The 26,886-nt window shown below is 71.7% G+C and carries 19 protein-coding genes, 1 tRNA gene and 1 pseudogene; 7 read left to right on the top strand and 14 right to left on the bottom strand.

Annotated features, from left to right (window positions below; translation table 11 throughout):
- The first annotated feature begins 45 nt into the window (after nucleotides 1-45).
- A complete protein-coding gene (locus tag OHO83_RS29595) occupies nucleotides 46-777 on the top strand; it encodes an MBL fold metallo-hydrolase (RefSeq protein WP_266670427.1) in 732 nt (243 codons plus the stop codon).
- A 34-nt stretch (nucleotides 778-811) separates the two neighbouring features.
- On the top strand, nucleotides 812-1,639 hold the full coding sequence (locus OHO83_RS29590; protein WP_330279981.1) for a DUF3097 domain-containing protein: 828 nt from the start codon (nucleotides 812-814) through the stop codon (nucleotides 1,637-1,639).
- Between the two features lie 150 nt (nucleotides 1,640-1,789).
- Here OHO83_RS29590 and hemW read toward each other — a convergent pair whose 3' ends face one another.
- Nucleotides 1,790-3,022, bottom strand: a complete 1,233-nt coding sequence (hemW, locus tag OHO83_RS29585; RefSeq protein ID WP_266670429.1) for a radical SAM family heme chaperone HemW — start codon at nucleotides 3,020-3,022, stop codon at nucleotides 1,790-1,792.
- A 54-nt stretch (nucleotides 3,023-3,076) separates the two neighbouring features.
- A complete protein-coding gene (locus OHO83_RS29580; RefSeq protein ID WP_330279980.1) occupies nucleotides 3,077-5,032 on the bottom strand; it encodes a SpoIIE family protein phosphatase in 1,956 nt (651 codons plus the stop codon).
- 194 nt (nucleotides 5,033-5,226) lie between these two features.
- Here OHO83_RS29580 and OHO83_RS47045 point away from each other — a divergent pair.
- A pseudogene (locus tag OHO83_RS47045) lies at nucleotides 5,227-6,251 on the top strand (hypothetical protein); the annotation flags it as partial.
- Nucleotides 6,252-6,425: 174 nt separating this feature from the next.
- On the opposite strand, the gene OHO83_RS29565 reads toward OHO83_RS47045, so the two are convergent.
- Nucleotides 6,426-8,312, bottom strand: coding sequence for an AMP-dependent synthetase/ligase (locus OHO83_RS29565; protein ID WP_266670432.1), 1,887 nt, complete (start codon nucleotides 8,310-8,312; stop codon nucleotides 6,426-6,428).
- A gap of 264 nt (nucleotides 8,313-8,576) precedes the next feature.
- The gene (gene lepA / locus OHO83_RS29560) at nucleotides 8,577-10,436 is read right to left on the bottom strand and encodes a translation elongation factor 4 (protein ID WP_266670433.1); all 1,860 of its coding nucleotides are present in this window, start codon (nucleotides 10,434-10,436) and stop codon (nucleotides 8,577-8,579) included.
- Nucleotides 10,437-10,656: 220 nt separating this feature from the next.
- On the opposite strand from lepA, the gene rpsT reads away from it, so the two are divergent.
- Nucleotides 10,657-10,923, top strand: a complete 267-nt coding sequence (gene rpsT / locus OHO83_RS29555) for a 30S ribosomal protein S20 (protein ID WP_100594244.1) — start codon at nucleotides 10,657-10,659, stop codon at nucleotides 10,921-10,923.
- A 254-nt stretch (nucleotides 10,924-11,177) separates the two neighbouring features.
- Here rpsT and holA read toward each other — a convergent pair whose 3' ends face one another.
- Complete coding sequence (gene holA / locus OHO83_RS29550) at nucleotides 11,178-12,164, bottom strand: DNA polymerase III subunit delta (protein ID WP_266670434.1); 987 nt, start codon at nucleotides 12,162-12,164, stop codon at nucleotides 11,178-11,180.
- 57 nt (nucleotides 12,165-12,221) lie between these two features.
- On the opposite strand from holA, the gene OHO83_RS29545 reads away from it, so the two are divergent.
- Nucleotides 12,222-12,467, top strand: a complete 246-nt coding sequence (locus tag OHO83_RS29545) for a hypothetical protein (RefSeq protein ID WP_116513028.1) — start codon at nucleotides 12,222-12,224, stop codon at nucleotides 12,465-12,467.
- Nucleotides 12,468-12,534: 67 nt separating this feature from the next.
- Here OHO83_RS29545 and OHO83_RS29540 read toward each other — a convergent pair whose 3' ends face one another.
- The 6 genes from OHO83_RS29540 to leuS form a co-directional block, all read right to left on the bottom strand.
- Complete coding sequence (locus OHO83_RS29540; protein WP_266670435.1) at nucleotides 12,535-13,416, bottom strand: YceI family protein; 882 nt, start codon at nucleotides 13,414-13,416, stop codon at nucleotides 12,535-12,537.
- Nucleotides 13,417-13,638: 222 nt separating this feature from the next.
- Nucleotides 13,639-16,320: a ComEC/Rec2 family competence protein gene (locus OHO83_RS29535; protein ID WP_330279977.1), complete on the bottom strand. Its 2,682-nt coding sequence runs from the start codon at nucleotides 16,318-16,320 to the stop codon at nucleotides 13,639-13,641.
- Entirely contained in the window at nucleotides 16,317-17,297 is a 981-nt protein-coding gene (locus OHO83_RS29530) for a helix-hairpin-helix domain-containing protein (protein ID WP_443066066.1), read from the bottom strand. The genes OHO83_RS29535 and OHO83_RS29530 overlap by 4 nt, the downstream gene beginning before the upstream one ends.
- Before the next feature lie 570 nt (nucleotides 17,298-17,867).
- On the bottom strand, nucleotides 17,868-18,713 hold the full coding sequence (locus OHO83_RS29525; RefSeq protein WP_266670437.1) for a DegV family protein: 846 nt from the start codon (nucleotides 18,711-18,713) through the stop codon (nucleotides 17,868-17,870).
- Nucleotides 18,714-18,776: 63 nt separating this feature from the next.
- Nucleotides 18,777-19,523, bottom strand: a complete 747-nt coding sequence (locus tag OHO83_RS29520) for a hypothetical protein (RefSeq protein ID WP_266670438.1) — start codon at nucleotides 19,521-19,523, stop codon at nucleotides 18,777-18,779.
- Nucleotides 19,524-19,743: 220 nt separating this feature from the next.
- The gene (gene leuS, locus OHO83_RS29515; protein ID WP_330279975.1) at nucleotides 19,744-22,638 is read right to left on the bottom strand and encodes a leucine--tRNA ligase; all 2,895 of its coding nucleotides are present in this window, start codon (nucleotides 22,636-22,638) and stop codon (nucleotides 19,744-19,746) included.
- A 430-nt stretch (nucleotides 22,639-23,068) separates the two neighbouring features.
- Here leuS and OHO83_RS29510 point away from each other — a divergent pair, with 430 nt between their 5' ends.
- Together OHO83_RS29510 and OHO83_RS29505 are read left to right on the top strand one after the other, a co-directional pair.
- Complete coding sequence (locus tag OHO83_RS29510; protein WP_266670440.1) at nucleotides 23,069-24,382, top strand: cytochrome b/b6 domain-containing protein; 1,314 nt, start codon at nucleotides 23,069-23,071, stop codon at nucleotides 24,380-24,382.
- A complete protein-coding gene (locus OHO83_RS29505) occupies nucleotides 24,379-25,968 on the top strand; it encodes an NADH-ubiquinone oxidoreductase-F iron-sulfur binding region domain-containing protein (protein ID WP_116513022.1) in 1,590 nt (529 codons plus the stop codon). Before OHO83_RS29510 ends, OHO83_RS29505 begins: the two co-directional genes overlap by 4 nt.
- An 88-nt stretch (nucleotides 25,969-26,056) precedes the next feature.
- Here the strand turns inward: OHO83_RS29505 and OHO83_RS29500 are convergent.
- The 3 genes from OHO83_RS29500 to OHO83_RS29490 form a co-directional block, all read right to left on the bottom strand.
- Nucleotides 26,057-26,129 (bottom strand) — tRNA-Ala (locus tag OHO83_RS29500).
- A gap of 135 nt (nucleotides 26,130-26,264) precedes the next feature.
- Complete coding sequence (locus OHO83_RS29495; RefSeq protein ID WP_116513021.1) at nucleotides 26,265-26,498, bottom strand: hypothetical protein; 234 nt, start codon at nucleotides 26,496-26,498, stop codon at nucleotides 26,265-26,267.
- A 3-nt stretch (nucleotides 26,499-26,501) separates the two neighbouring features.
- Complete coding sequence (locus OHO83_RS29490) at nucleotides 26,502-26,726, bottom strand: hypothetical protein (protein WP_266670441.1); 225 nt, start codon at nucleotides 26,724-26,726, stop codon at nucleotides 26,502-26,504.
- Between the last annotated feature and the right edge of the window lie 160 nt (nucleotides 26,727-26,886).

Raw genomic sequence — 26,886 nt, 5'->3', positions numbered from 1 at the left:
ACGGCCGGTGGGTACGGGCCCGGCAAGGGCGCTAGCGTCGGACCCATGGACGACCTGGACTGGAATGCGGTGGGCTGGGAGGAGCTGTCCGCTCGGGCGGGGCGGGTCCGGCTGGCGGGCTGGGACTGCACGACGGGCCTGGTCGTGGGCGACGGGGCGGCGTTGCTCGTCGACACGGGTTCATCACTTCGTGAGGGTGCTGCGCTGCGGGCGGACACCCGGCGCCTCATGGGCCCGCACGCGCGCGTGACGCATATCGCTCTGACACACCCCCACTTCGACCATGTTCTGGGCACGGCGGCGTTCGCCGGTGTCGAGGTGTACGGCGCCGCGGGCATCGACACGGTGTTCACGCGGGGCCGCGACGACCTGCGGGCGTCCGCGGTGGCGCACGGCGTGCCGCACGAGGAGGCGGCCGAGGCCGCTGACGTGCTCGTCGTGCCGCAGCACCGGGTGTGCGGGGAGTGGACGCTCGATCTGGGCGGCGGGCTCCAGGTGCTGCTCGCGAACGTGGGTCCGGCGCACAGCGGGCACGACCTGGCGGTCCTGGTGCCGGGCACGCCCGAGGTCGTTTTCTGCGGCGATCTGGTCGAGGAGTCGGGCGAGCCGCAGGCGGGCAGTGACGCGGTGCCGGGCCGCTGGCCGGCCGCCCTGGACCGGCTGCTGGAACTGGGCGGTGAAGATGCCGTGTACGTCCCCGGGCACGGAGCCGCGGTGAATGCGGAGTTTGTCCGTGCGCAGCGTGCCGCCCTGGCGGCGCGTTTCGGCGTGTCGTAACCGTACGGCCGTTCGCACTCCTATCGTCTGCACCATGCGCCAGTACTCCCCCGACTTCACCCCGCCGTGGAAGAAGCAGCAGGCCGCGCCCGAGGTGGCGGCGGACGTGGATCTCGTGGTCGAGGAGGTCACGACCGGGTTCTGTGGGGCCGTCATCCGCTGCGAGAAGACGGCCCAGGGCCCGACGGTGACCCTGGAGGACCGCTTCGGCAAGCACCGGGTGTTCCCCATGGACCCGCGCGGCTTCCTGCTCGAGGGCCGGGTCGTCACCCTCGTACGCCCCCTGTCCGCCGCGCCCGTGCGTCCCTCACGCACGGCCTCCGGGTCGGTCGCGGTGCCCGGGGCGCGGGCTCAGGTCGCGCGGGCCGGGCGCATCTATGTGGAGGGCCGGCACGACGCGGAGCTGGTGGAGCGGGTCTGGGGCGACGACCTGCGCATCGAGGGCGTGGTCGTGGAGTACCTGGAGGGCGTCGACGACCTGCCCGCGATCGTCGCCGAATTCGCCCCGGGGCCCGACGCGCGGCTCGGCGTCCTCGTCGACCATCTGGTGCCCGGCTCGAAGGAGTCACGGATCGCGGCGCAGGTCACAGGCGAGCACGCGCTGGTCGTCGGCCACCCCTACATCGACGTGTGGGAGGCCGTGAAGCCTTCGGCCGTGGGCATCCGGGCGTGGCCCCGGGTGCCGCGCGGCCAGGACTGGAAGACGGGCGTGTGCCGGGCGCTCGGCTGGCCGGAGAACACCGGCGCGGCCTGGCAGCACATCCTGTCGCGGGTGCACAGCTACCGCGATCTGGAGCCCGAACTCCTGGGCAGGGTCGAGGAGTTGATCGACTTCGTGACGCTGCCCGCGGACCTCTCCTAGGACTGCCGGGAGCCCGTCCCAGGAGTGCCGGAGGCGCGTCTTCGCAGCGCCGGAGGCACGCCTTCGCAGCGCCGGAGGCACGCCTTCGCAGCGCCGGAGGTACGCCTTCGCAGCGCCGGAGGCACGCCTTCGCAGCGCCGGAGGCGCGCCTCAGTCGACGAGGTCGCGGACGACCGCGTCGGCGAGGAGGCGGCCGCGCAGGGTGAGGACGGCGCGCCCGGCCTCGTACGGGGCCGCTTCGAGCAGGCCGTCGGACAGGGCCCGGCCGGCGGCGGCGCGGCCCGCAGGCTTCAGGAGCGACAGGGGGCAGCCCTCCAGGAGGCGCAGCTCCAGCAGGATGCGCTCGACGCGCCGGTCCTCGTCCGACAGGAGCTCGCGCCCCGCGCCGGGCGAGCGCCCCTCCGCGAGGCGCCCGGCGTAGGCGCCCGGGTGCTTCACGTTCCACCAGCGCACCCCGCCGACGTGGCTGTGCGCGCCGGGACCCGCGCCCCACCAGTCGGCGCCGCGCCAGTACAGCTCGTTGTGCAGGCAGCGCCCGGTGTCGGTGGTGGCCCAGTTCGACACCTCGTACCAGTCGAAGCCCGCCCCGCCGAGGACCTCGTCCGCGATGAGGTAGCGATCCGCGTGGACGTCGTCGTCCGTCATCGGGACCTCGCCGCGGCGGATGCGCCGGGCGAGCTGGGTGCCCTCCTCGACGATCAGCGCGTACGCCGACACATGGTCAGGTCCGGCGCCGATGGCCGCCTCCAGCGAGGCCCGCCAGTCGTCGTCGCTCTCGCCGGGGGTGCCGTAGATCAGGTCGAGGTTGACGTGGTCGAAGCCGGCGGCGCGCGCCTCGGCGACACAGGCCTCGGGGCGGCCGGGGGTGTGGGTGCGGTCGAGGATCTTCAGGACGTGCTGCTTGGCGCTCTGCATGCCGAAGGAGATCCGGTTGAAGCCGCCTTCGCGGAGGGTCTCCAGGTAGGCGGGGCCGACGGACTCGGGGTTGGCCTCCGTCGTCACCTCGGCGTCGGGCGCGAGCCCGAACTCGTCGCGGATCGCCCCGAGCATCCGTACGAGGTCGTCCGCCGCGAGGAGCGTCGGGGTGCCGCCGCCGACGAAGACGGTGCGCACCTGGCGCGGGTCGTCGCCGAGGACCTTGCGGGCGAGACGGACCTCGTCGACGAGGGTGTCCGCGTAGTTGTCACGGGAGGCGAGCACACCGCCGGAGCCGCGCAGCTCGGTCGCGGTGTACGTGTTGAAGTCGCAGTAGCCGCAGCGCGTGGCGCAGTACGGGACGTGCAGATAGAACCCGAGGGGCCGGTCCGCCGCCCCGGCCAGGGCGGAGGCGGGCAGCGCGCCGTCGTCGGGGACGGGCTCACCGTCGGGGAGTGCGGAAGGCATGGACCCATTGTCCCGCAGCCGTGAGGTTGTCCCGCCGGCCGCTGCTCCGGGGGGTCAGCGGGCCTGGAGGACCAGGAGAGCGAGGTCGTCGTCCGGCGGGCTCTCGGAGAACTCGTGGACCAGGCGTCTGATCCGCTCGGCGAGCAGGGGCGCGGTGAGGCCCGCGCAGCCCGCGAGGGCGTGGGAAAGGCCGTCGCCGTCGTCGAACTGACGGTGCCCGTCCCGGCGCTCCGTCACCCCGTCCGTGACGCACAGGAGGGTGTCGCCGTCGTGGAGCACGAGACTCTCGCTGGTGTAGCCGGGGTCGTCGACGACGCCGAGGAGCACCTGGGGTTCGGCGGCGGACCCGACCAGGCCGTCGGGCCGCAGCAGGAGCGGCAGGGGGTGTCCGGCGGAGGCCAGGGTGCAGCGCATCCCGTGCTCGGTGGGCACCAGCTCCCCGTAGAGCAGGGAGAGGAAGCGGGGCGCGCCCTCGGGTGTGAGGCCCTGACCGCCCGCGGCGGCGAGCGCGCGGGCCGCGGCGTCGGCCGCCTCCGTGGCGTCGTCGAGGAGGAGCCGGTTGAGGCGGTCGAGGACCTCGGCGACCTGGTACCCCTCGCGGGCGAGCAGCCGCAGCCAGGGCCGGGCGAGGCCGATGACGACGGCCGCCTCCGGGCCCTTTCCCTGGACGTCGCCGAGCGCGAAGCACCAGCGGCCGTCACCGGCGGGGAACACGTCGTAGAAGTCGCCGCCCGGGCCGCCCGCGTCGCGCGGCTCGTAGACGAGCGCGGACTCGATGCCGGGGATCTGGGCGACGGCGGAGGGCAGCAGGCCGCGCTGGAGGATGCGGCTGATGGTGGCCTGGCGGGCGTAGCGGCGGGCTGCGCTGACGGCGAGGGCGACGCGGCGGGCGAAGTCCTCGACGAGGCCGGTGACCTCGTCGGGGAAGCGGGTCAGACCCGCCCGTCCGATGAGGAGGGTGCCCACCGCGCGGCCGCCCGCGCTGAGGCGGTAGGCGAGCGCGGCGCCGGCCGGGTCGCCGCCGAGGGACTCGAAGGGCCACGGCACGGGGACGGCCGCGCTGCGCGCCGCGTCGGTGGGCTGCGGCGGGTCCTTCTCCAGGATCTTGCGGAGCTCCTCCATGCGGTTCTCGCTGGTGTGCCAGACGCGGGCGAGGCGGGGCGTGGCGAGGACGCCGGTGCCGCGGCCCGCCCGGTCGGCGGCGCCCCGGTCCGGCCTGCCGTCCTCGTCGTCGAGCCAGACGGCGCACCAGTCGGCGAGGCGCGGCACCAGCATCTGTCCGGCGAGCGAGGCGACCTGGTCCTCGTCGAGCTGGCCCGCCAGCAGGTCGGACGCCTCGGCGAGGAAGGACAGCGCTCCGCGGTTGACCCAGTCCTGGTCGTGCGGGTAGCGGTGCGGCGTGGGAGCCAGTATGTCGGCGGCGCGCAGCCCGCGCTGAAAGGTTCTTGCGCCGGGGAACGCCTCGGGGGCACCGCCCCGCGGCTCGGCGCCGTCGACGGGGAGGCGGGCCCAGACGGTCTTGGTGCCGGGCTGGTACGTGATCCCCCAGGCGTCGGAGAGGGAGGCCACGAGGCGCAGGCCGCGCCCGCACTCGGGGGTGTCGGGACCCATGTCGGTGCGGTCGCTGCGCACGGCGCGGGCGGGGTGGTGGTCGGAGACCTCGATGACGAGGGCGGCGGCGGGCGCGCACCCTCCGTCGAGGTCGTCGGGGTGGCCGGTTTCGAGACGGCACAGCAGCTCGACATTGGTGCCCGCGTGGACGACTGCGTTCGTGACGAGTTCGCTGAGTACGACCACGGCGTCGTCGGTGAGCCGGTCGCCGCCGGCGGCCGTGGCTGTCAGGCCGAACTCGGCCCAGTCGGCGAGAGCGCCCCGTACGAAGCGGCGGGCGGCCGCGGGGGCCAGCGGGTTTCCGGGCAGCGAGGTTCGCACGGCGGCCGGTGCTCCCGGGGGACGGGAGGGCTCGTCGGTGGCGTAGGCGGTCTCCCGTTGCAGCGGAATGGACCCCACGGTGCGGCTCCTGAGCAGTTCGGGCGAAGACGCCTCAGACGACACGGACAGAGTGACAGACCGGCCCCGTCCATAAGCACCGAGTTACCGAAGTGGGCCACCATGAGCGAGAACAGTGCTACGCGTGCTCCGGATCCGGGCCGGATCGAGGCCACCGAACCGAGCTCGCCGCTCGCCGCTCGCCGCTCGCCGCGATGACGTCGGCGCGGGAGATCGGGGAGTCCCTGGCGGCCGAACTCGGCGCGATGTTCCACCAGATCACGGACCGCAGCAGGCCCACGACGCCGGGCTGACGCGTGTGCGGCGGGAGATCGTGCGGCAGGGGCGGCTCGGCGAGCGGGTGGAGGCGAGCCGGGGCGGAGATCGTGAACGTCACAGGTGAACGACGTGGTGACGATCACCGGCGCTCTGGTGGCACGGGCGGCGAACGCGACGCGGTCCTGGCCGCGGTGGCGGCCGACGCCCACACGCAGCGGGCCGACCTGCACGACGGGAACCGCCGCACCCGGGGACCTGCGCCGCCTCGGCCGCGCCGTGAACAAAATGGTCGACCAACTCGCCAGTTCACCGAAGAGGTGACCCGGGCGTAGCCCGAAAGGTCGGCACCGAGGGCCGGCCCGGCGGCCGGGCCGAGACGCAGGGCCTGTCCGAAAGTTGGCGGGACCCAACCGAGGCGGTCAACACGACGACGTCCCGCCCGACCGCACAGGTACGGAACATCCCGCCGGAGACGACAGCGGAGGCGCGCAGCGATCCGACACGTACGGTCATGATCGACGCGCCCGGCGAGCCGCTCGAACCGAACGGACCGCGAACACGATGCTCGACCAGCCGCCCGCGCCCGCCGACAAGCTCACCCGCGTCGCCCGCGAGATCGGCACCAAGGGCCGGCCCGGCGGCCGGGCCGAGACGCAGGGCCTGTCCGGAAGTTGGCGGGACACAACCGAGGCGGTCAACACGACGACGTCCCGCCCAACCACACAGGTACAGGACACCCCGCCGGAGACGACAGCAGAGGCGCGCAGCGATCCGACACGTACGGTCACGATCGACGCGCCACCGGCGAGCCGCTCGAACCGAACGGACCGCGAACACGATGCTCGACCAGCCGCCCGCGCCCGCCGACAAGCTCACCCGCGTCGCCCGCGAGATCGGCACCGAGGGCCGACTCGGTGGCCAGACCCACGTCCGCGGTGTCTCCGGCGCATGGAAGTACCTCCGACGGCCCCGCCGGTCCGCCGTCGGACGCGGACTGACGGCCGGCCCTCCTGCCGGACGCCGTCGAACTGCGCCGCCAGGTGACGCAGACGGAGGAGGTGTCACGGGAGACGCGCCGCGGCCGCACACCGTAGTGGCGGACCGCGACGCATCCCTCAAGTGGTGACGCGGGGCGTCACTTCTCGCGTGAACCCGCGTACATCTCGTCGATCAGGTGGCCGTACTCGCGCTCGACGACCGGCCGCTTCAGCTTCAGGCTCGGGGTCAGCTCGCCGTGCTCGATGTCGAGGTCGCGCGGCAGGAGCTTGAACTTCTTGATGGTCTGCCACTTCTGGAGGCCCTGGTTGAGCTCCTTGACGTACCCCTCGACCAGTTCGACCGTGACGGGGGCCGCGACCACATCGGCGTACGACTTGCCCTCCAGGCCGTTGTCCTTGGCCCACTCCAGGATGGACGGCTCGTCGAGGGCGATGAGCGCCGTGCAGAAGTTCCGGTCGGCGCCGTGCACCAGGATGTTCGAGACGTACGGGCACACGGCCTTGAACTGGCCCTCGACCTCGGCGGGCGCGATGTACTTGCCGCCCGAGGTCTTGATCAGGTCCTTCTTGCGGTCGGTGATCTTGAGGTAGCCGTCGGACGACAGCTCGCCGATGTCGCCGGTGTGGAACCAGCCGTCGGACTCCAGGACCTCGGTCGTCTTCTCGGGCAGCCCGTGGTAGCCCTGCATGACGCCGGGGCCGCGCAGCAGGATCTCGCCGTCGTCCGCGATCCGCACCTCCGTGCCGGGCAGCGGCTTGCCGACCGTGCCGGTGCGGTAGGCCTCGCCCGGGTTGACGAAGGACGCGGCGGAGGTCTCCGTGAGGCCGTAGCCCTCCAGGATGTGCACGCCCGCGCCGGCGAAGAAGTAGCCGATCTCGGGGGCGAGCGCGGCGGAGCCGGAGACGCAGGCGCGCAGCCGGCCACCGAACGCCTCACGCAGCTTGGAGTAGACGAGCGCGTCGGCGACCTTGTGCTTGGCCCCGAGCCCGAACGGCACCGAGGCCGAACCGGTCCTGCGGAAGTTGTCCTGGCTGGCCTTCGCGTACTCGCGCGCGACCTCGGCCGCCCACTGGAAGATCTTGTACTTGGCGCCGCCGCCGGCCCGCGCCTTGGCCGCGACCCCGTTGTAGACCTTCTCGAAGATGCGCGGCACCGCGGCCATGTACGTCGGCTGCACGACGGGCAGGTTCTCGATGATCTTGTCCACGCGGCCGTCGACGGCGGTGACGTGCCCGACCTCGATCTGCCCGGAGGTGAGGACCTTGCCGAAGACGTGCGCGAGGGGCAGCCACAGGTACTGCACGTCGTCCGGGCCGACCAGGCCCGTCCCGGCGATGGCCTTCGCCATGTACGACCAGTTGTCCTGCGGGAGGCGCACGCCCTTGGGGCGGCCGGTGGTGCCGGAGGTGTAGATCAGCGTCGCGAGCTGGTCCGCGGTGATCGCGCCGACCTTCTCCTTGATCAGGTGCGGGTGCTTCTCCAGGTACGCGGCGCCGCGTTTCTCCAGGTCGGCGAGCGTGAGCAGCCAGCCCTCGGGGTCCGCGGCGTCCGGCTCGACCCCGGCCTCGTCGACGACGACGACATGGGCGAGGTCCGGCAGCTCGGCCCGGCGCTCGCGGGCCTTGGCCAGCTGCGCCGCGTCCTCGGCGATCAGGACCTTGCTGTCCGAGTCCGCGAGGATGAACGCCGATTCCTCGGCATTGGTCTGCGGGTACACGGTGGTCGTCGCGGCGCCCGCGCACAGGATGCCGAGGTCGGCCAGGATCCACTCGACCCGCGTGGAGGAGGCGAGCGCGACCCGCTCCTCCGGCTGCACGCCCAGCTCGATCAGGCCGGCCGCGATGGCGTAGACCCGCGTCGAGGCCTGCGCCCAGCTCAGCGACTTCCACTCGTCGGGGCCCTCACCGGCGGCTGGTACCGGGTACCGGTAGGCCTCGGTATCCGGCGTGGCCGCCACGCGCTCCAGGAAGAGGGCCGCCACGGACGGCGGGCGGTTCTCGATCAGGGTCTGTGTGTCGCTCACGACGTCCTCCGGGGGCCCGCGGCAGCGCGGCGAGACTGGGCGCGGCTGGCTGATGGCGGCTTTTGTTTAACTGGCGAGTAACTACCGAGCAGTGATCAGAGTAGAGCGCGGTCGCCCGGTGCGTAAGGGGCCGCAGCCTGTCACTTCTTGTCGACAGCCGCTGTACACACGGCCCCCACAAAAGGCCCGCACAACAATGCCGGGAAATCAAGAGGCCCGCCGCACTGACGCGCGACGGGCCCCCGGACAGCTGTGCCGACCGGCCTACTTCTTCTTCGTACCGCTGTCGTCGCTGGAGAGCACGGCGATGAAGGCTTCCTGCGGCACCTCGACGGAGCCGACCATCTTCATGCGCTTCTTGCCCTCCTTCTGCTTCTCGAGCAGCTTGCGCTTACGGGAGATGTCACCGCCGTAGCACTTGGCGAGGACGTCCTTGCGGATCGCGCGGATCGTCTCGCGGGCGATGACCCGGGAGCCGATGGCGGCCTGGATCGGCACCTCGAAGGCCTGCCGCGGGATGAGCTCGCGCAGCTTGGCGACCAGCCGCACGCCGTACGCGTACGCCGCGTCCTTGTGCGTGACGGCGGAGAAGGCGTCGACCTTGTCGCCGTGCAGCAGGATGTCGACCTTGACCAGGCTGGAGTCCTGCTCGCCGGTGGGCTCGTAGTCCAGGGACGCGTAGCCGCGCGTCTTGGACTTCAGCTGGTCGAAGAAGTCGAAGACGATCTCCGCGAGAGGCAGCGTGTAGCGGATCTCGACGCGGTCCTCGGAGAGGTAGTCCATGCCGAGCAGCGTGCCGCGGCGGGTCTGGCACAGCTCCATGATCGAGCCGATGAACTCGCTGGGGGCGAGGATCGTGGCGCGCACGACCGGCTCGAAGACCTTGTCGATCTTGCCTTCGGGGAACTCGCTCGGGTTGGTGACCGTGTGCTCGCTGCCGTCCTCCATGGCCACGCGGTAGACCACGTTGGGCGCGGTGGCGATGAGGTCGAGCCCGAACTCACGCTCCAGGCGCTCACGGATCACGTCGAGGTGGAGCAGGCCGAGGAAGCCGACGCGGAAGCCGAAGCCGAGGGCGGCCGAGGTCTCCGGCTCGTAGACCAGCGCGGCGTCGTTGAGCTGCAGCTTGTCGAGGGCCTCGCGCAGGTCCGGGTACTCCGAGCCGTCCAGCGGATAGAGACCCGAGAAGACCATCGGCTTCGGGTCCTTGTAGCCGCCGAGCGCCACGGTCGCGCCGTTGTGCAGGGAGGTGATCGTGTCACCGACCTTGGACTGACGGACGTCCTTCACGCCGGTGATGATGTAGCCCACCTCACCGACGCCGATGCCGTCGGCCGGGGTCATCTCCGGAGAGGACACACCGATCTCGAGCAGCTCGTGCGTGGCGCCGGTGGACATCATCCGGATGCGCTCACGCTTGTTGAGCTGGCCGTCGACGACTCGTACGTAGGTGACGACGCCGCGGTAGGAGTCATAGACCGAGTCGAAGATCATCGCGCGGGCGGGTGCGTCGGCGACACCGACCGGGGCCGGGATCTCGGCCACGACCTTGTCGAGCAGCGCCTCGACGCCCATGCCCGTCTTCGCGGAGACCTTCAGCACGTCGTCCGGGTCACAGCCGATGAGGTTCGCGAGCTCCTCGGAGAACTTCTCGGGCTGGGCGGCCGGCAGGTCGATCTTGTTGAGAACCGGGATGATCTTGAGGTCGTTCTCCATCGCCAGATAGAGGTTGGCGAGAGTCTGCGCCTCGATGCCCTGAGCCGCGTCGACCAGCAGGACCGTGCCCTCACAGGCCGCGAGGGACCGTGAGACCTCGTACGTGAAGTCCACGTGCCCCGGGGTGTCGATCATGTTGAGGATGTGAGTGTTGCCCGGGTCCTCGCTCGGGGCCCAGGGCAGACGCACCGCCTGGGACTTGATCGTGATGCCGCGCTCGCGCTCGATGTCCATACGGTCGAGGTACTGAGCACGCATCTGCCGCTGCTCGACCACACCGGTCAGCTGGAGCATCCGGTCGGCGAGCGTGGACTTGCCGTGGTCGATGTGCGCGATGATGCAGAAATTGCGGATCAGAGCCGGGGCGGTACGGCTCGGCTCGGGCACATTGTTAGGGGTCGCGGGCACGCAGGGTCCTGTCTCTTGAGGCGCCTGTCGCCTCGGGTCGGATCGATACGTAGGTTCCATGGTCCCACGGACGCGGGACTGCGCCCGGTTTGGGCCGCTCGGAGCACGGCTGGTAACGTTGACAGCTGTGTCTCTTGCCCTCTCAGCACGAGGCACCTCAAGAGAAATCACCGGCACGTGGGCGTGAGTTCGCGTGCCTGAACCTGAAAAGGCTCATTTCGTGGCGAACATCAAGTCCCAGATCAAGCGGATCAAGACCAACGAGAAGGCTCGTCAGCGCAACAAGGCTGTCAAGTCCTCCCTGAAGACCGCGATCCGCAAGGCCCGCGAGGCCGTTGCCGCGGGTGACACCCAGAAGGCCGAGGAGCTGACGCGCGAGGCTTCGCGCAAGCTCGACAAGGCCGTCTCCAAGGGCGTCATCCACAAGAACCAGGCCGCCAACAAGAAGTCGGCGCTTGCTTCCAAGGCTTCTTCCCTCAAGGGCTGAGTACCCACTCCCTCACGGGACGGGCACTCCTTTGATGTGATCGCCGGACGGACCCGAGCGGGCCCTCTCTCTCCGCTCCCGGCCGGCACCCCGGATCTGCACGCGACTGCGTTCGCCACGCGGGTGCGGATCCATCGAGCTTGAACCTGAAACCCCGCACAGCAGTCCTTCCCCAGGACCGCCGGGCGGGGTTTTCGGCGTTCAGGCGGATACGTGTCCCAGGACCCGTGACCGGACGGCTCAGCCGCGACGGCTCAGCCGCGACGGGAGCGGGCGGCCCTCGCGATGGTGACCACAGCCTTCTCCAGGGCGTACTCCGGATCGTCCCCGCCGCCCTTGACGCCCGCGTCGGCCTCGGCGACGGCCCGCAGCGCGACGGCCACGCCGTCCGGCGTCCAGCCCCGCATCTGCTGACGCACCCGGTCGATCTTCCACGGCGGCATCCCCAGCTCGCGGGCGAGATCGGCGGGCCGGCCGCCGCGTGCCGACGACAGCTTGCCGATGGCGCGGACCCCCTGGGCGAGCGCGCTGGTGATCAGCACGGGCGCCACCCCCGTCGACAACGACCACCGCAGCGCCTCGAGCGCCTCCGCGGCGCGGCCCTCGACGGCCCGGTCGGCGACGGTGAAGCTGGAGGCCTCCGCCCGGCCCGTGTAGTAGCGCGCGACGACCGCCTCGTCGATCGTGCCCTCGACGTCCGCACCGAGCTGCGTCACGGCGGACGCCAGCTCCCGCAGGTCACTGCCGATCGAGTCGACCAGGGCCTGGCACGCCTCCGGCGTCGCGGAACGGCCGATCACCCGGAACTCGCTGCGCACGAACGCCAGCCGGTCCGCCGGCTTGGTCATCTTGGGGCAGGCGACCTCACGGGCCCCCGCCTTGCGGGCCGCGTCGAGCAGCCCCTTGCCCTTGGCGCCGCCCGCGTGCAGCAGCACCAGCGTGATCTCCTCGGCGGGAGCCGCGAAGTAGCCCTTCACGTCTTTGATCGTGTCGGCCGAGAGGTCCTGCGCATTGCGTACGACCACGACCTTGCGCTCGGCGAAGAGCGAGGGGCTGGTCAGCTCGGCGAGTGTGCCGGGCTGGAGCTGGTCGGACGTGAGGTCACGCACATCGGTGTCCGCGTCGGCGGCGCGGGCGGCCGCCACCACCTGCTGCACGGCGCGGTCGAGCAGCAGGTCCTCCTGCCCCACGGCGAGGGTGACAGGGGCGAGCACGTCGTCTGTTGCAGTCTTCCTGGCCATCGCGGTCAAGCATCCCACGCGGCACTGACAACCCCCGCCGTGCCGGAGAATGGGCGGGTGACCGATGCACGACATGTACTGGTGCTGCCCGACCGCGACGCCGCGGAGGAGGTGGCCGAGGAGCTTCCCGACCGGTTCGGCGTCACCGAGGAGCCACAGCTCGTACGGGACGCGCTGGCCGGCGAGGACGACGCCGAGGACGCCCAGTGGCTCGTGGTGATCGAGGACCCCACCGGCCGCCTCGACGCCGCCTCACTCGACGAATTCGCCGCGGAGCACGAGGGCTGGCTCGAAGCGCCTTAGCCGCGTCGGTCATGGCCGGGCTGCGGGAGCAGCCGGACCGCCCCCGCCGGCCGGGGCTGCGGGGGCGTCAGCCCTTGGGGACGATCTGGATGTCGAGCTCGATCGTCACGCTGGAGCCGATCGCCGCGATCCCACGGGCCAGCATCGTCTGCCAGTTGACCGTGAAGTCGTCGCGGTGCAGCTCCGTGGTGGCGCGGCAGGCGGCACGGGTCTCCCCCTCCATGCCGTTGCCCAGACCCAGGTACTCCGCGTCGAGCGTGACCGTGCGCGTCACACCGTGCAGGGAGAGGGCGCCCGTGATCGCCCAGCGGCTGCCGCCCTTGTGCACGAACCGCTCGCTGTAGAACTCGAGCGTCGGGAAGTGGTCCACGTCGAGGAAGTCGGCCGACCTGAGGTGGTCGTCGCGCATCTTCACGTTCGTGTCGATGGACGACGCGTCGATGACCACGTGCATCGCGGACTGCTCGACCCGCTCGGCGACGCGCAGCGCGCCCGCGAACGTGTTGAACCGGCCGTGGATCCGGGCCAGTCCGATGTGCCGCGCCGTGAACCCGACCGACGAGTGCGTCGGCTCGATCTCCCAGTCCCCGGCGTCGGGCAGGGACGGCGGCTGGGCGACCTGGAGCATGACGTCACCGAGAGACGAGTGCGTGCTGTCGCCGACCGAGGCGCTCCCCCGGTACGGCGTGTAGCCCTCCGCCGTGACCGCGAGCCGGTAGTCACCGGCGGGCACGGCCGCGACGAACGAGCCGAACGGGTCGGCCCCGCCACTCACGACCGTGCGCCCCATGGCGTCGCTCACCGCGAACTCGGCGCCGCGCACCGGCTCGTTGACGGGGTCGAGCACCCGGCAGCTGACGAACCCCGCACCGGGCGGCACGCTCACCCCCACGAGCGGACTTGTTCGTTGAGCCCGGTTCGTACGGTTTCCCAGCCAGCGGCCGAACATGTGCGAGACACCCCAGTGAAGCTTGACACCACCATCAACGAAGATGCATTCGACCACCGTTGTGGCATTCGAGGCAACACGGGCCCACATCGCGGGAATGCCAGAGACTGTTACCGCCTGTATAGAGATGCCTGAATTAGTCATTCCACTTACTGTTTCACCAGCTCGGAGGCATTTCTCCCAGCCGGTAACAGCGCGTCTGACTCGGGCGCGTGGCACCCGTCACGACCCGCCCGTCACCACACCGAGCCCCGCGCCCTCCCGCTCCCCCTTCCCTTCCCCGGAACGGGCCTTCCCGGACCCGTCCTGCCCGGAGCCGGCCTTCCCGGATTCGCCCTCCCCAGACCCGTCCTGCCCGGACCCGGTGACCGCCAACGCCCCGTCACGGTCCGTCCGGAGGACCGCCGCTCCCCCGGCCCGCAGCTCCGCGACCGTTCGCGCCGACGGATGTCCATATGGGTTGTCCTCGCCGCAAGAGATCAGGGCAAGCCGGGGCGCGACCCGGCGCAGGAGTACCGGATCCTGGTAGGCCGAGCCGTGGTGGGCGACCTTGAGAACGTCCACGGGTGGGAGCGCCGCCGCCGCGGGGGATCTCAACAGGGCACGCTGCGCGGGTGGTTCGAGGTCACCCATGAGCAACAGGGTGAGGCCCGCGGTGCGGACCAGCAGGGTGACGCTCGCGTCGTTCGGGCCGTCCGGGTCCGGGGCGGGTCGCGGCGGCGGCCACAGCACCTGCCATGCGAGCCGGCCCGTCCGCCGCTGCTCCCCCGCGACGGCCCGGGTCATCATGATGTGCCGCGCCTGCGCCAACCCCTCCACAAAACGCACCTGTTCAGGCGGCTCGTCGAACCCCGTCGTCTCGATCGCCCCCACCTCACGGCCCCGCAGCACCCCGGGCAGACCCGCGACGTGATCCGCGTGGAAGTGGGTCAGCAGGACGAGCGGGACCCGAGTGATACCGAGCGAGCGCAGGCAGCGGTCGACCAGCACCGGATCCGGCCCCGCGTCGACCACCACACCGGCCCCCGCGCCCGCCGCGAGCACCAGCGCGTCCCCCTGCCCCACGTCGCACATCACCATCCGCCACCCGGGCGGGGGCCACCCCGTGATCACCCGAGTCAGGGGCCTCGGCTGCGTGACCACGAGAACCAGGAGCAGCACACATATCCCCATGGCCCACGGAGACTTGAGCACCTGACGGCCCACGAGGACCACGCCCAGAGTGACGACGGCGAGCAGCAGCCCGCCACTCGGGCCACCGGGCCAGTCCACGCCTCCGCCGGGCAGTGCGGCCCCCGCGCGTGCGATGTCCGCGATCCATCCGGCGGGCCAGCTCGCGCACCGGGCAAAGGCCCTCGCGACCGGCATCGCCAGCGGCGCGGCGGCCAGCGCGGCGAACCCCAGCACCGTCGCCGGCGCGACCGCGAACTCCGCGAGCAGGTTGCAGGGCACCGCCACCAGACTCACCCGTGACGCGATGACCGCGATCACCGGCGCACACACTGCCTGCGCCGCGCCGGCCGCGGCGAGTGCCTCCGCCAGTCGCGGCGGACACCTGCGCCGTCGCAGTGCCGCACCCCAGCGGGGCGCCAGGGTCAGCAGCGCACCGGTGGCCAGGACGGACAGCAGGAACCCGTAACTCCGGGCCAGCCAGGGGTCGTACAGCACCAGGAGCAGGACGACGGTGGCCAGGGCCGGGATCAGGGACCTGCGCCGCCCGGTACCGATGGCGAGCAGCGCGACGGACCCGCAGGCCGCCGCCCTGAGCACGCTCGGCTCCGGTCTGCACACGATCACGAAGCCGAGCGTGAGCGCGCCGCCCAGCACGGCGGTCGCCCGAAGCGGGATCCCCAGCCTCGGTGCGAGGCCACGGCGCTCGGACCGGTGAGCGGTGCCGGGCGGGCCGATGAGCAGAGCGAGCAGGATCGTGAAGTTCGCCCCGCTGACCGCCGTCAGATGCAGCAGGTCGGTGGCCTCGAACGCCTCGTGCAACTCGGGCGGGACACGTGAGGTGTCCCCGACGACCAGCCCGGGAAGCAACGCGCGCGCATCCCCCGGGAGCCCCTCGGTCGCCTCCCGCAGCCCACCCCTCAACTTCCCCGCGAACCGCTGAGCCGTGGAGGGCGCACCGACGACCCGCGGGCTCTCGTCCCGCCCGACGCGGAGGAGGGCCGCGACCCGGCCTCCGCCGGCCGACGCGGGTGCCAGCCCTCCGCGCACGACCAGCCGCGTGCTGGGCAGGAGCGACAGCCACGGCGTCCTCCCCGCGTCGGCGCGGTCCACGTCGACGAGGACCAGGACCGGTGTACGCACCCGCGTCCCGGCGCCACCCGAGGACCCGCCCTGCGCGCCGACTCTCAGCACATCGGCGGCGATGACGACGGAGGAGGGAACCGAGTGGTCCCCCTGCACCCGGGGGCGTGTCAGCCGCGGGTCGGCCGTCACCTCCAACTCGACCGTCACCCGGGCGAATTCCCGGGCAAGCCCGGGAACAGGCCCGCGCGTCAGATCCGCGCCGTGCAGGGCGGCCGAGGCCGCGGACGCGGCGACGCACAGCAGCACAGCGGCCACGGACATACGAGGCCGGAGCGAGAACGCTCTGCGAGGAGGGCGGGGTGGCGGTGGCCCCAATGCCGGCGTCGAGGGATGCAGTGGCGGACGCGGCGGTTCCGTCCTTCCGTGCGCCCCTCGCGTCGCCCCACCCAGTAACAACACTCCGGCCACCGCCGCGCAGATCAGCGCCAGAGCCGTCACCCAGACCGCCGGTGCGTCCAGGGTCACCGCTGCCGTGACCCAGGCCGCGAGCGCCGGAGGGACGAGACGGAGGTCCGCCGGACCCTCCTGCCGAGGGTTCGAGTCACCCGAGGAGGAGTCCGAGACCGGCGCAACTCCCTTGTTCCTCATGGCCGTACGAGATTCTGGAGATCGGAGAAGCGCCGGTCGCCGATGCCGTTGACCTCACGCAGCTCGTCGACGGAACGGAACCCTCCGTGCTCGGTGCGGTAGTCGATGATGTGCTGGGCCAGCACGGGTCCGACGCCCGGCAATGTGTCGAGTTGCTCTGCGGTAGCGGTGTTGAGCCCGACCGGCCCCGCAGCCGCGGCCCCGGTTCCGGCGCCCGTCCCGGCAGAACCCGCCGAACCCGCAGAACCTCCCGAGCCGTTCCCTCCTGGCGCCGCCGGTGCGCCCACGACCACCTGCTCGCCGTCCGCCAGCAGTCGTGCCCGGTTGATTCCCGTGGGGTCCACGCCCGGGCGGATCCCTCCGGCGGCGCGCAACGCGTCGGCGACCCTGGATCCGGCCGGCAGTCGGTGGATACCGGGATTCCGCACCTTCCCGCTGACGTCCACGACGATCCCCGCCCCCGACGCCCCGGCCGCCCCATCTCCACCGCCCGCGGCCGACGCCCCGGACACGGTGGCTGCCGAGGGCCCGGCGTCCGGTTCCAGACCGGCGGCGGACGAACCCGCCGCTTCCTCGGGCGCCGCCGATCGGACCACCTCGGGCACGCTCACCGGCTGAGCCCGTCCGGTCCAGAAGTGGTGCACGGCGAAGCCCGCCGCCGCTACCAGGACCACGACCAGAGCGATCACGCTCCGCCGCTCCAGCCCGCACCGCGTCTGCATCCACAGCGGCAGCCGCTCCCGCACGGCAAGGCCGGCCCGTTCCCGCCACGAGGCCGTATCCCTCTCCGCCTCACCCTCCGGACCGTCCCACTCCTCCCTGAACTCCCCCGGAGCCGCACCCAGCCCGACCCTGGCCCCGTCCTCGTCGGCATCGGCATCGGCATCGGCATCGGCATCGGCATCGGCATCGGCCCGAGCCCACCGCGGCGGACGTGACGAGACCGTCCCGGCCCACGGTGGAAGAGGCGGACGCACCAGCGGCACCCACTCGGCCGGATCAGGCGAACCCTGCGAACCTTGCGGACCTGGCCGACCCGGCGGACCCGGCGGACCGGGCGAGAGACTCGGCGCACCATACAAACCCGGTGGCCCCGGCGGCCCGCCTCGCCCCTCGGCGAACAACGCCTCCGCCCGCAACTTCAACGCCTCGGCCGACGCCCGCCGATAGCGCCGCCGCACCCGCCTACGCCGCTGCCACGTCCCCGACACCGCCCCGGCGCCGGACACCCCCGACGCCACATCCCCCGCCGCGTCCAGCGTCTCCGAACGTACCGATGCCCCAGAAAGGGCTGATGTCCCTGAAAGTGCCGATGTCCCTGAAAGTGCTGATCCAAGTGCCATGCCACGAACGCTAGGCACTCCGCCGAAGCCGCGGTGATCATGCTCAATTCCCGGGGACAACCCGGCAGTTGTGGATAACTCCGTCACCCACAAGCACAGCCCAACTCAGGACCACGCCCCCGCCCCCCGCCTCAGAGCGACGCACCGCACAACACCGCATGGCATAACTCCGCAAGGCGCCGCATGGCACCGAAGCACCTCACCTCACCGAGGTGAGACAACCGCCCCCAGCAACCCCGGCCCCGTGTGCGCGCCGATCACCGCGCCGACCTCACTGACATGAAGATCCATGAGCCCCGGCACGCGCTCCCGCAGCCGGTCCGCGAACGTCGCGGCCCTGTCCGGCGCGGCGAGATGGTGCACCGCGATGTCGACCTCGCTCGTTCCCGCGCGCTCCGCGACGATCTCCTGGAGCCGGGCGATCGCCTTCGACGACGTGCGCACCTTTTCCAGCAGCTCGATACGACCGCCTTCGAGCTGCAACAGCGGTTTCACGGCGAGCGCCGAGCCGAGCAGTGCCTGGGCGGCGCCGATACGGCCACCGCGACGGAGGTAGTCCAGGGTGTCGACGTAGAAGTACGCGGACGTGGCGGCTGCCCGCTTCTCCGCCGCGGTCACGGCCTCGTCGACCGTGCCGCCGCCGTCGGCCACCTCGGCGGCGGTGAGCGCGCAGAAGCCCAGAGCCATCGCGACCATGCCGGTGTCCACGACTCTGACCGGCACCGGAGCCTCGCGCGCGGCGAGTACCGCGGCGTCGTGGGTGCCGGAGAGTTCGGACGACAGATGGAGCGAGACGACGCTGGTGGCACCCTCTTCGGCCAGCCTGCGATAAGTGGCGGCGAAGATCTCGGGGCTGGGCCGGGACGTGGTCACCGGCCGGCGCTTCTGCAGGGCTTCGGCGAGTGAGCGGGTGGAGATCTCGGCGCCCTCTTCGAGCGCCCGGTCGCCAAGGACCACGGTGAGGGGGACCGCGATGATGCCGTGGCGCTCCATCGTCCGCTGCGGCAGGTAGGCCGTTGAATCCGTGACGATCGCGACATGGCGGGACATGAGCTGGAGATTACCTGCCCGGGCCGGTGGACGGCAGACCGGCCCCAGCGGCCCGGTCACGCGTCAAGTCGTGCTCTCCGGGCGGGCTTTCTTCTGCCAAGGATAGGCCGGGCGCGGTTCGGTGGGCGAGAGCGCGGGCCGGTCGGGCGCCTCGGCCGGTCCGCCCTGCGGAGTCCCTGGCCAGGTCTGATGCGCGGCAGGGTGCTCCGGGGCCGACGCCTCGGGCCAGGATGGCGGCGTCTGCGCGGGCTGGGGCGACGGTTCCGTCGTCCAGTGCCGCAGTGCGCCCGCCTCGATGTCGATCTGGGCGCTCAGGGAATCCAGGTCGTCGTCGGCGATCCGGTGGGCGCGGTCCCTGGCCGCCCGGCGCAGGGAGTCGGCCGACGCGGTGATCTGCTCCGTCCGCTTGCGCAGGTCGGGCAGGAGCTCGGCGAGCTGCACCTTGTCCGGCTCGGTCTCAAGACGCTTGAGGTCGTCGTCCAGCTCGCGCCCGTGCACGCTGAGCCGGCCGAAGAGGTCCAGCGACTCCTTGAGCGAGGCGTCCTCGGCCACGCGCGCGTGGAGCGCGTCCTGGGTGGCTCTCATCGACGTACGCAGCTTGAGCCGCAGTTGCGCGAGCTCGCCGGCCGCGCCCGGCTGCACGAAGGTCCGCGCCTTGAGTGTCGTGTCCTCGACGGACCGGCGGGCCTGTGCGACCGTGCGGTCCACTCCCCGCTTGGCGGCGCCGACGACCTTCACCGTCACGTACGCGCCCAGGGCCAGGAACAGTACGAACATGAGCGCCACGATCGCGATCACGGCCTCTCCCATGACGCTCCTCCCGACAAGGTCGGCGGTCCGTCCGCCTCTTCCACCGTAAACGGAAAAGGCAGGCCGGAGGTTCCATCGGAACCCCCAACCTGCCCGTAGGGAACAACCCTGATCCGGCTGAACGACGTGGCCGCCCAGCACCGGACACCCCTCACGCGAGCCCGATGTCACCGCTCACGCCGGGACGATGTCACCGCTCACGCGAAGCCGATGTCACCGCTCACGCGGGGACGATGTTCACCAGCTTCGGCGCCCGCACGATGACCTTGCGGATGCCCGCGCCGTCCAGCGCGGCGACGACGCGCTCGTCGGCCAGGGCCACCTTCTCCAGTTCCTCGTCGGAGATCGACGGGGACACCTCCAGGCGCGCCTTGACCTTGCCCTTGATCTGCACGACGCAGGTCACGGACTCGTCCACGACGTACGCGGGGTCGGCGACGGGGAAGTCCTGGTGGACGACGGAGTCGGTGTGGCCCAGCTTGCGCCACAGCTCCTCCGCGATGTGCGGGGCCAGCGGGGCGACCAGCAGCACCAGGCGCTCGGCCACGCTGCGTGACAGCGGGCCGCCGACCTTGGTCAGGTGGTTGTTCAGCTCGGTGACCTTGGCGATGGCGGTGTTGAACCGCATGCCCTCCAGGTCCTGGCGGACGCCGTCGATCGCCTTGTGCAGGGCGCGCAGCGTGCTCCCGTCGATGGCGGAGTCCTCGGTGTCGACGACGGTGACCTCGCCGCTCGCCTCGTCGACGATGTTGCGCCACAGGCGCTGCAGCAGACGGAACTGGCCCACCACCGCGCGCGTGTCCCACGGCCGCGACACGTCCAGGGGGCCCATCGCCATCTCGTACAGGCGCAGGGTGTCCGCGCCGTACTCGGCGCAGATCTCGTCCGGCGTGACGGCGTTCTTCAGGGACTTGCCCATCTTGCCCAGCAGCCGGGAGACCTTCTCGCCCTCGTAGTAGTACGCGCCGTCGCGCTCCTCGACCTCGGCGGCGGGCACCGCGATACCGCGACTGTCGCGGTACACGTAGGCCTGGATCATGCCCTGGTTGTACAGCTTGTGGAACGGCTCGGCCGACGAGACGTGGCCCAGGTCGAACAGCATCTTCGACCAGAAGCGGGCGTACAGCAGGTGCAGCACGGCGTGTTCGGCGCCGCCCACGTACAGGTCGACGCCACCGGTCGGCTGCCCCTCACGGGGGCCCATCCAGTACTCCTCGATGGCCGGGTCGACCAGCTTCTCGCTGTTGTGCGGGTCCAGGTAGCGCAGCTCGTACCAGCACGAACCCGCCCAGTTGGGCATGGTGTTGGTCTCGCGGCGGTACTTCTTGGGTCCGTCGCCCAGGTCCAGCGTGACATGGACCCAGTCGCCGTTGCGGGACAGCGGGGTCTCGGGCTGGGTGTCGGCGTCGTCCGGGTCGAACGTGCGGGGGCTGTAGTCGTCGACCTCCGGCAGTTCCAGCGGCAGCATGGACTCGGGCAGCGAGTGGGCGACGCCGTCCTCGTCGTAGACGATCGGGAAGGGCTCGCCCCAGTAGCGCTGACGGCTGAACAGCCAGTCACGCAGGCGGAAGTTGACGGTGCCTCGGCCGATGCCGGTGCGCTCCAGCCACTCCGTCATGCGCGCCTTGGCGTCGGTGACGCCCAGACCGTCGACGGAGATCTGCTCGCTCGCCGAGTTGACCAGCCGCGCCTCGTAGGAGGCGAACGCGTCGTCCCACGTGGAGGTGTCGGTGCCGCGGTCGTCCGAGGGCTCCACGACGCAGCGCATCGGCAGCTCGAAGGCGCGCGCGAACGCGAAGTCGCGGGTGTCGTGGGCGGGGACGGCCATGATCGCGCCGGTGCCGTAACCCATCAGGACGTAGTCGGCGATGAAGACGGGGACCTGCTCGCCGCTGACCGGGTTGGTCGCGTACGCGCCGGTGAAGACGCCGGTCTTGTCTTTGGCCTCGGCCTGGCGCTCGACGTCGGACTTCGAGGCGGCCTGCTTGCGGTAGGCGGCGACGGCCTCGGCGGGCGTCGCGTGGCCGCCCGTCCAGACGTCGTGCGTGCCCTCGGGCCAGACGGCGGGAACGATCCGGTCCACCAGGTCGTGCTCGGGCGCCAGGACCATGTACGTGGCGCCGAACAGGGTGTCCTGACGGGTGGTGAAGACGGTGATGGCCTCGTCGCCGACGGGGAAGTCGACGCGGGCGCCCTCGGAGCGGCCGATCCAGTTCCGCTGCTGCAGCTTGATCGCCTCGGGCCAGTCCAGGGCGTCCAGGTCGTCCAGCAGGCGGTCCGCGTAGGCGGTGATGCGCATGTTCCACTGGCGCAGCTTGGCCTTGAAGACGGGGTAGTTGCCGCGCTCGGAGCGGCCGTCGGCCGTGACCTCCTCGTTGGCCAGGACGGTGCCCAGACCGGGGCACCAGTTGACGGGCGCCTCGGAGGCGTACGCCAGCCGGTACTCACTCAGTACGTCGGCCCGCTCGGCGGCGTTCAGCTCGTGCCACGCGCGCGTGGAGTCCGGTACGGCGCGTTCACCGCTCTCGAACTGCGCGATCAGCTGGTCGATCGGACGGGCCTTCTTCGCCTCGTCGTCGTACCAGGAGTTGAAGATCTGGACGAAGATCCACTGGGTCCACTTGTAGTACTCGGGGTCGATCGTGGCGAACGACCGGCGCTTGTCGTGGCCCAGGCCCAGCCGGCGCAGCTGGGACTTCATGTTGATCATGTTGGCTTCGGTGGACGTGCGCGGGTGGGTGCCCGTCTGCACGGCGTACTGCTCGGCGGGCAGGCCGAAGGCGTCGAAGCCCAGCGTGTGCAGGACGTTGTGCCCGTTCATGCGCTGGAAGCGCGCGAAGACGTCCGTGGCGATGTAGCCCAGCGGGTGGCCGACGTGCAGGCCCGCGCCCGAGGGGTACGGGAACATGTCCATGACGAACTTCTTCGGCTTGGCGGCCAGCGCCCTGTCCGCCTCGGTGTCGCCCGCCAGGTCACCGCTCGGGTTCGGCGCCTCGTACGTGCCGTCGGCGTCCCAGAAGTCCTGCCAGCGTGCCTCGATGTCGGCGGCCATGGTCGCCGTGTAGCGGTGCGGCGCGGCCACCTCGGAAGCGGCAGCGGAATTCGTCTCGCTCATGATCCTCAAAGCTCCATCGATCGTCTCTGCTTACGGAACTGACCGCGCTGGCCAAACAAAAATGCCCCTCGCACAGGAGGGGGCGCCGCGCCGATTCCGATCCGCGATTCGTCAGCGGTCGGGACTGATCAGCGCGGCTCGCTAAGCAGAAGGCGTACGGCACGCATGGCGTCAGGGTACCGCAGGGCCCACACGGGCCGCGACGCGCTTACCGGGGAGGCTCTCGGGACGGCTGCGCAAGGGCCGAAGGAGGCCTTCGGAAGGTGCATGGGCCAAGGGTTACCCCGCGTACCGACCCCTATCGGGGCAACACAAAGTCCACACCTCCGATAGATAACAACGAGATAACTCAAACCTCGTACTGGCTGGTATGGGTCGACCTAGAGTGCGGCAGCGGGACCACTTTGCCGAACCATTCGGAGTCGCCCCCATGAACCCTCCACTGAACTCCCCGTTGAACTCCCCGACGAACGGGCAGCCGCTGAATCCGTTCCCCCAGCTTCGAAATACCCGGCGCCCCCGGCGCAGGATCCGCCCGTCCCCCGCACCCAGCCGGACGGCACGAGGGGTCCTGTGCGCGGCGGCGCTGCTCCTGATACCCCTCGTGGTCCTCGTCGGGAGCGACGCCTTCCGCGCCGCGCTCGACTTCACCACCGGAGTGCTGTCCCTGGTCTCCCTGACGGCGTCCGTCGTCTGGGGCCTGGTCGCCTCCGACCGGCTGTTCCTGACCTCGCGCCAGCGCCTGCTCTCCCAGGGCGTGCACCGGGCCACGGCGGTCGCCTCGATCGGCTTCCTGCTGCTGCACGTCACGGTCAAGCTGGCCCTCGACCATGTGTCCGTGGTCGGCGCGCTGATCCCCTTCGGGCTCGGTGTGACCGGCAGCGCGGGCCTGATCGGCCTCGGCTCGCTCGCCGGGCTCCTGATGGTCACCACCGGCGTCACCGGCGCGCTGCGCAAGGCCTTCGCCTCCCCGGCCCAGATCGCCTCCCGCTGGCGCGCCCTGCACATGCTGGCCTACCCCGCCTGGTGCTCCGCGCTGATCCACGGCCTGTACGCGGGCCGGCAGCCGAAGACCTACGTGGTGGTCCTGTACTGCCTGTGCCTGGTCGCCGTGGGCGGTGCGGTCGCCCTGCGCGCGGCGCCGGGACCGGTCAAGCGCAAGGTCGCCGCCCGCGTCCTCGCGCTCCTCGACGGTGACGGCAGGACTCAGGGCACCCGCCGCAGGGACGTCACCGAATCCCCGCTGCCCGGCGGCGCCGGCCGCCCCGCACCGTCCGGCTCCCGCTTCGACGTGAACCGCGAGCCCCCGCCGCGGCCGCGCGACAACCCGCTCCAGATGCCGTCCCCCGGCATGCCACCGCTGTACGAGGCTCCGGCGCGCCCCGCGTTCGAGCCGCGCCCCGCCACCGCGGGCATCGGCTTCTCGGCCGCCTACCGCGCGGTCTCGACCCCGGTGGACCCGCTCTTCGGCGACCCGCTCCCCGGCGATCCGCTGACCCTCCTGGACCTCCAGCCCACCGAGGCCCTCCCGTTCGTCGACCCCGAGCCCCCCGAGCGCTGGCCGGCCCCGTCCCCGCCGCCCCCCGCTCCGGCACCCCCCTCGGCGTACGACCCCACTCTCGACACCCCCTACGGCGGCATCCCGAGCTTCGAGGAAGAGTCCGCCACCGAAACGCTGCCCGGCCCGTTCCAGGCACCCGCCGCGGGTGAGCCCTGGAACACGCCGCCCGGAGGCATTCAGTGAACACCGCGCTGCCCGACGTCCCCGAAGTCCGCGTCGTCGGTCTCCCCCAGCTCACCTCGGGCTTCGACCTGGTCGAGCGACTCGACCTCGACATGCATCTCAAAGTTCACGGCCCCCTCGAACCGATGGGCGGTGAGCAACTGGCCGCGCTGGCCGGGCAGATATCGCTGCGCGGCCGCGGCGGCGCGGGGTTCCCCTTCGCCAAGAAGCTGCGCGCCGTCGCCCAGTCCGCGATACGCCGCGGGGTGCGCCCCGTCGTCGTGGTCAACGGCAGCGAGGACGAACCCGCCTGCCGCAAGGACACGGTGCTGATCAACCGCGCCCCGCACCTCATCCTCGACGGCGCGCTCCTGGTCGCCGAGGCGCTCGGCGCCCGCACACTCGTGGTGGGCGTGACCCGCGACTCCACCGAGGCGTCCATGCAGGCGGCCCTCCTCGAAAGGGGCCTGTCCAACCGCCGTGGCGCCCCGCTACGCGCGCGCGTGCAGCGCAACCCCGTACGCATGGTCACCGGGGAGTCCTCCGCGCTGATCCGCTCGGCGGACGGCGGCCCCCCGGTGCCTCCGGGCCGCAAGGTGCGCGCCTCCGACTCCGGGGTCGGCGGCGCGCCCACGCTGCTGTCGAACGCCGAGACCTTCGCCCAGCTCGCCGTCGCGGCCCGCACCGGGCCCGAGCGCTACTGCCGCACGGGCCTGCGCGACGAGCCCGGCACGATCCTGCTGACCCTCTCCGGAGCCGTCGCCCGTCCGATGGTCCTCGAAGTGCCTGCGGGAGTGCCCCTGCGGTACGTGCTCCAGCTCGCGGGCGCCCCGCCGATGCCCCAGGGCGTGCTCACGGGCGGCTATCACGGCAAGTGGCTCGACGCCTTCGCGGCGCAGGAGGCGGTCGTCTCCCGCGCCTCCCTGGAGGCCGCGGGCGGCGCGCTCGGCGCGGGCGCGATCCTGCCGATCGGCCCGGACACCTGCCCGCTCGGCGAGGCGCTGCGGGTGGCGCAGTGGCTGGCCTCGGAGAGCGCGGGTCAGTGCGGGCCCTGCTATCTGGGTCTGCCGGCGGCGGCGCGCGGCCTGGAGGACGTGCTGAACGGCGGCGGCCCCACCGCCCTCGAAGCCCTCCAGCAGGTCACCAGGGCGGTGAAGCGCCGCGGCGCGTGCAAGCACCCGGACGGTTCGGCGGCGTTCCTGGAGTCGACGATCTCGGCGTTCACGGACGATCTGGCCGCGCATGTCCTGGGCGGCGGCTGCGGGCGCCCGGTGCAGGGCGTGCTGCCCCTGCACACGGAGGCGCCGCAGGGCGAGTCCCCCAGCGGCCGGCGGCTCGCGGTGGACTGGACGCTGTGCGAGGGCCACGGCCTGTGCGCGGACATCGTGCCGGAGCTGATCCAGCTGGGCCCCGACGGCTACCCCTCGGTGGCGGAGGCCCCGGTGGCGCGCTATTCGGAGGCGCGGGCCGTACGGGCCGTACGCCGGTGCCCCGCGCTGGCGCTCCGTATCGAGGAGGACCCGGCGGCGGTTCCGGCCCGTCCGGCCCTGCCGCCCGCGCTCCCGCCGGGCCGGGGGCGCAGGGCGCTGGGCAGCGGGCGCGGCTGACCCCGTGACCGCGCCCCGCGGGGCTGCGTGGCGGCATACGAAGACGGGCCACCCTGTTCGGGTGGCCCGTCTTCATGTCCAACTACTGTGGAGCTAAGGAGAATTGAACTCCTGACCTCCTGCATGCCATGCAGGCGCTCTACCAACTGAGCTATAGCCCCTCGTGGCCATGCGGCCGAGCCGCATGTTCACCGTGTCGCCCGGTTTCCCCGGCGGCGACGCCAACATTACCGGGCACCCGGTGCATCACCAAATCGTTTCCACCTTGGTCCGATTTGCCCGGATTTACTCCACCCTCAGGCCGTGGCGAACGAATAGAACCGCTTGAGCGTGCAGTGCTCGTCGAGCAGCCGGCCATAGATCGGCTCGCCCTCCAGCTCCCGATATGTCTCGATCGGGTCGCCCTTTATGATCAGCGCCCGCGCGCACTCCTCGCACCAGTACTGGTAGTCGGGATTGACCGGCTCCATGTCCCTGACGATGGGCGTGCCGCTGCCGCACCAGTCGCACGTCCTCCTGTGTGCACCCATCGATCAGCTCCAGCTGTGGCCGCAGGCCGTGCACACGTACGAGATCCCGGCGTTGCCGCCGAGCATCTGCGCGACGTGGAGGGAGCCGCAGGACGGACAGTCGAGGAAAGGGGGAGAAGAGGGGGCGGGGGAAGGGAGAGTCATGTGCTGCCCGCTATGGGCCGCTTCGGCCGGTCTCACTGTCACGCCGAGGGGGCGGTCGGCCGCCTCGGTGATGCGCGCGGGCATCGCGTTCTCCCTCCCGTCGGGCCGTCTTCGTCCATCGGACGCGACCCTCTACCGGCCGTCCGATTCTGCCACGGCCGGAGCGTCACGGTCAGCGACGCATGAGTACCGGTCCGGACACGGCGCCGAGTTCGCCCGCTCCGGCCAGCACTTACGCACACAC

Origin of the sequence: Streptomyces sp. NBC_00569, assembly GCF_036345255.1 — a bacterium.
In the GTDB taxonomy this organism is placed as follows: Bacteria; Actinomycetota; Actinomycetes; order Streptomycetales; family Streptomycetaceae; genus Streptomyces.
Note: the sequence above shows the minus strand (reverse complement) of the source record. Positions and strands in the feature narration are given on the sequence as shown.

Excerpts from the sequence above, each read along its gene's own strand:
- OHO83_RS29540 (WP_266670435.1), bottom strand. The coding sequence starts at position 13,416 with ATGTTCGGCCGCTGGCTGGGAAACCGTACGAACCGGGCTCAACGAACA.
- OHO83_RS29525 (WP_266670437.1), bottom strand. The coding sequence starts at position 18,713 with ATGTCCCGCCATGTCGCGATCGTCACGGATTCAACGGCCTACCTGCCG.
- leuS (WP_330279975.1), bottom strand. The coding sequence starts at position 22,638 with ATGAGCGAGACGAATTCCGCTGCCGCTTCCGAGGTGGCCGCGCCGCAC.
- holA (WP_266670434.1), bottom strand. The coding sequence starts at position 12,164 with ATGGCCAGGAAGACTGCAACAGACGACGTGCTCGCCCCTGTCACCCTC.
- OHO83_RS29590 (WP_330279981.1), top strand. The coding sequence starts at position 812 with ATGCGCCAGTACTCCCCCGACTTCACCCCGCCGTGGAAGAAGCAGCAG.
- OHO83_RS29520 (WP_266670438.1), bottom strand. The coding sequence starts at position 19,523 with ATGGGAGAGGCCGTGATCGCGATCGTGGCGCTCATGTTCGTACTGTTC.
- OHO83_RS29535 (WP_330279977.1), bottom strand. The coding sequence starts at position 16,320 with ATGAGGAACAAGGGAGTTGCGCCGGTCTCGGACTCCTCCTCGGGTGAC.
- OHO83_RS29595 (WP_266670427.1), top strand. The coding sequence starts at position 46 with ATGGACGACCTGGACTGGAATGCGGTGGGCTGGGAGGAGCTGTCCGCT.
- hemW (WP_266670429.1), bottom strand. The coding sequence starts at position 3,022 with ATGCCTTCCGCACTCCCCGACGGTGAGCCCGTCCCCGACGACGGCGCG.
- OHO83_RS29490 (WP_266670441.1), bottom strand. The coding sequence starts at position 26,726 with ATGCCCGCGCGCATCACCGAGGCGGCCGACCGCCCCCTCGGCGTGACA.
- OHO83_RS29510 (WP_266670440.1), top strand. The coding sequence starts at position 23,069 with ATGAACCCTCCACTGAACTCCCCGTTGAACTCCCCGACGAACGGGCAG.
- OHO83_RS29495 (WP_116513021.1), bottom strand. The coding sequence starts at position 26,498 with ATGGGTGCACACAGGAGGACGTGCGACTGGTGCGGCAGCGGCACGCCC.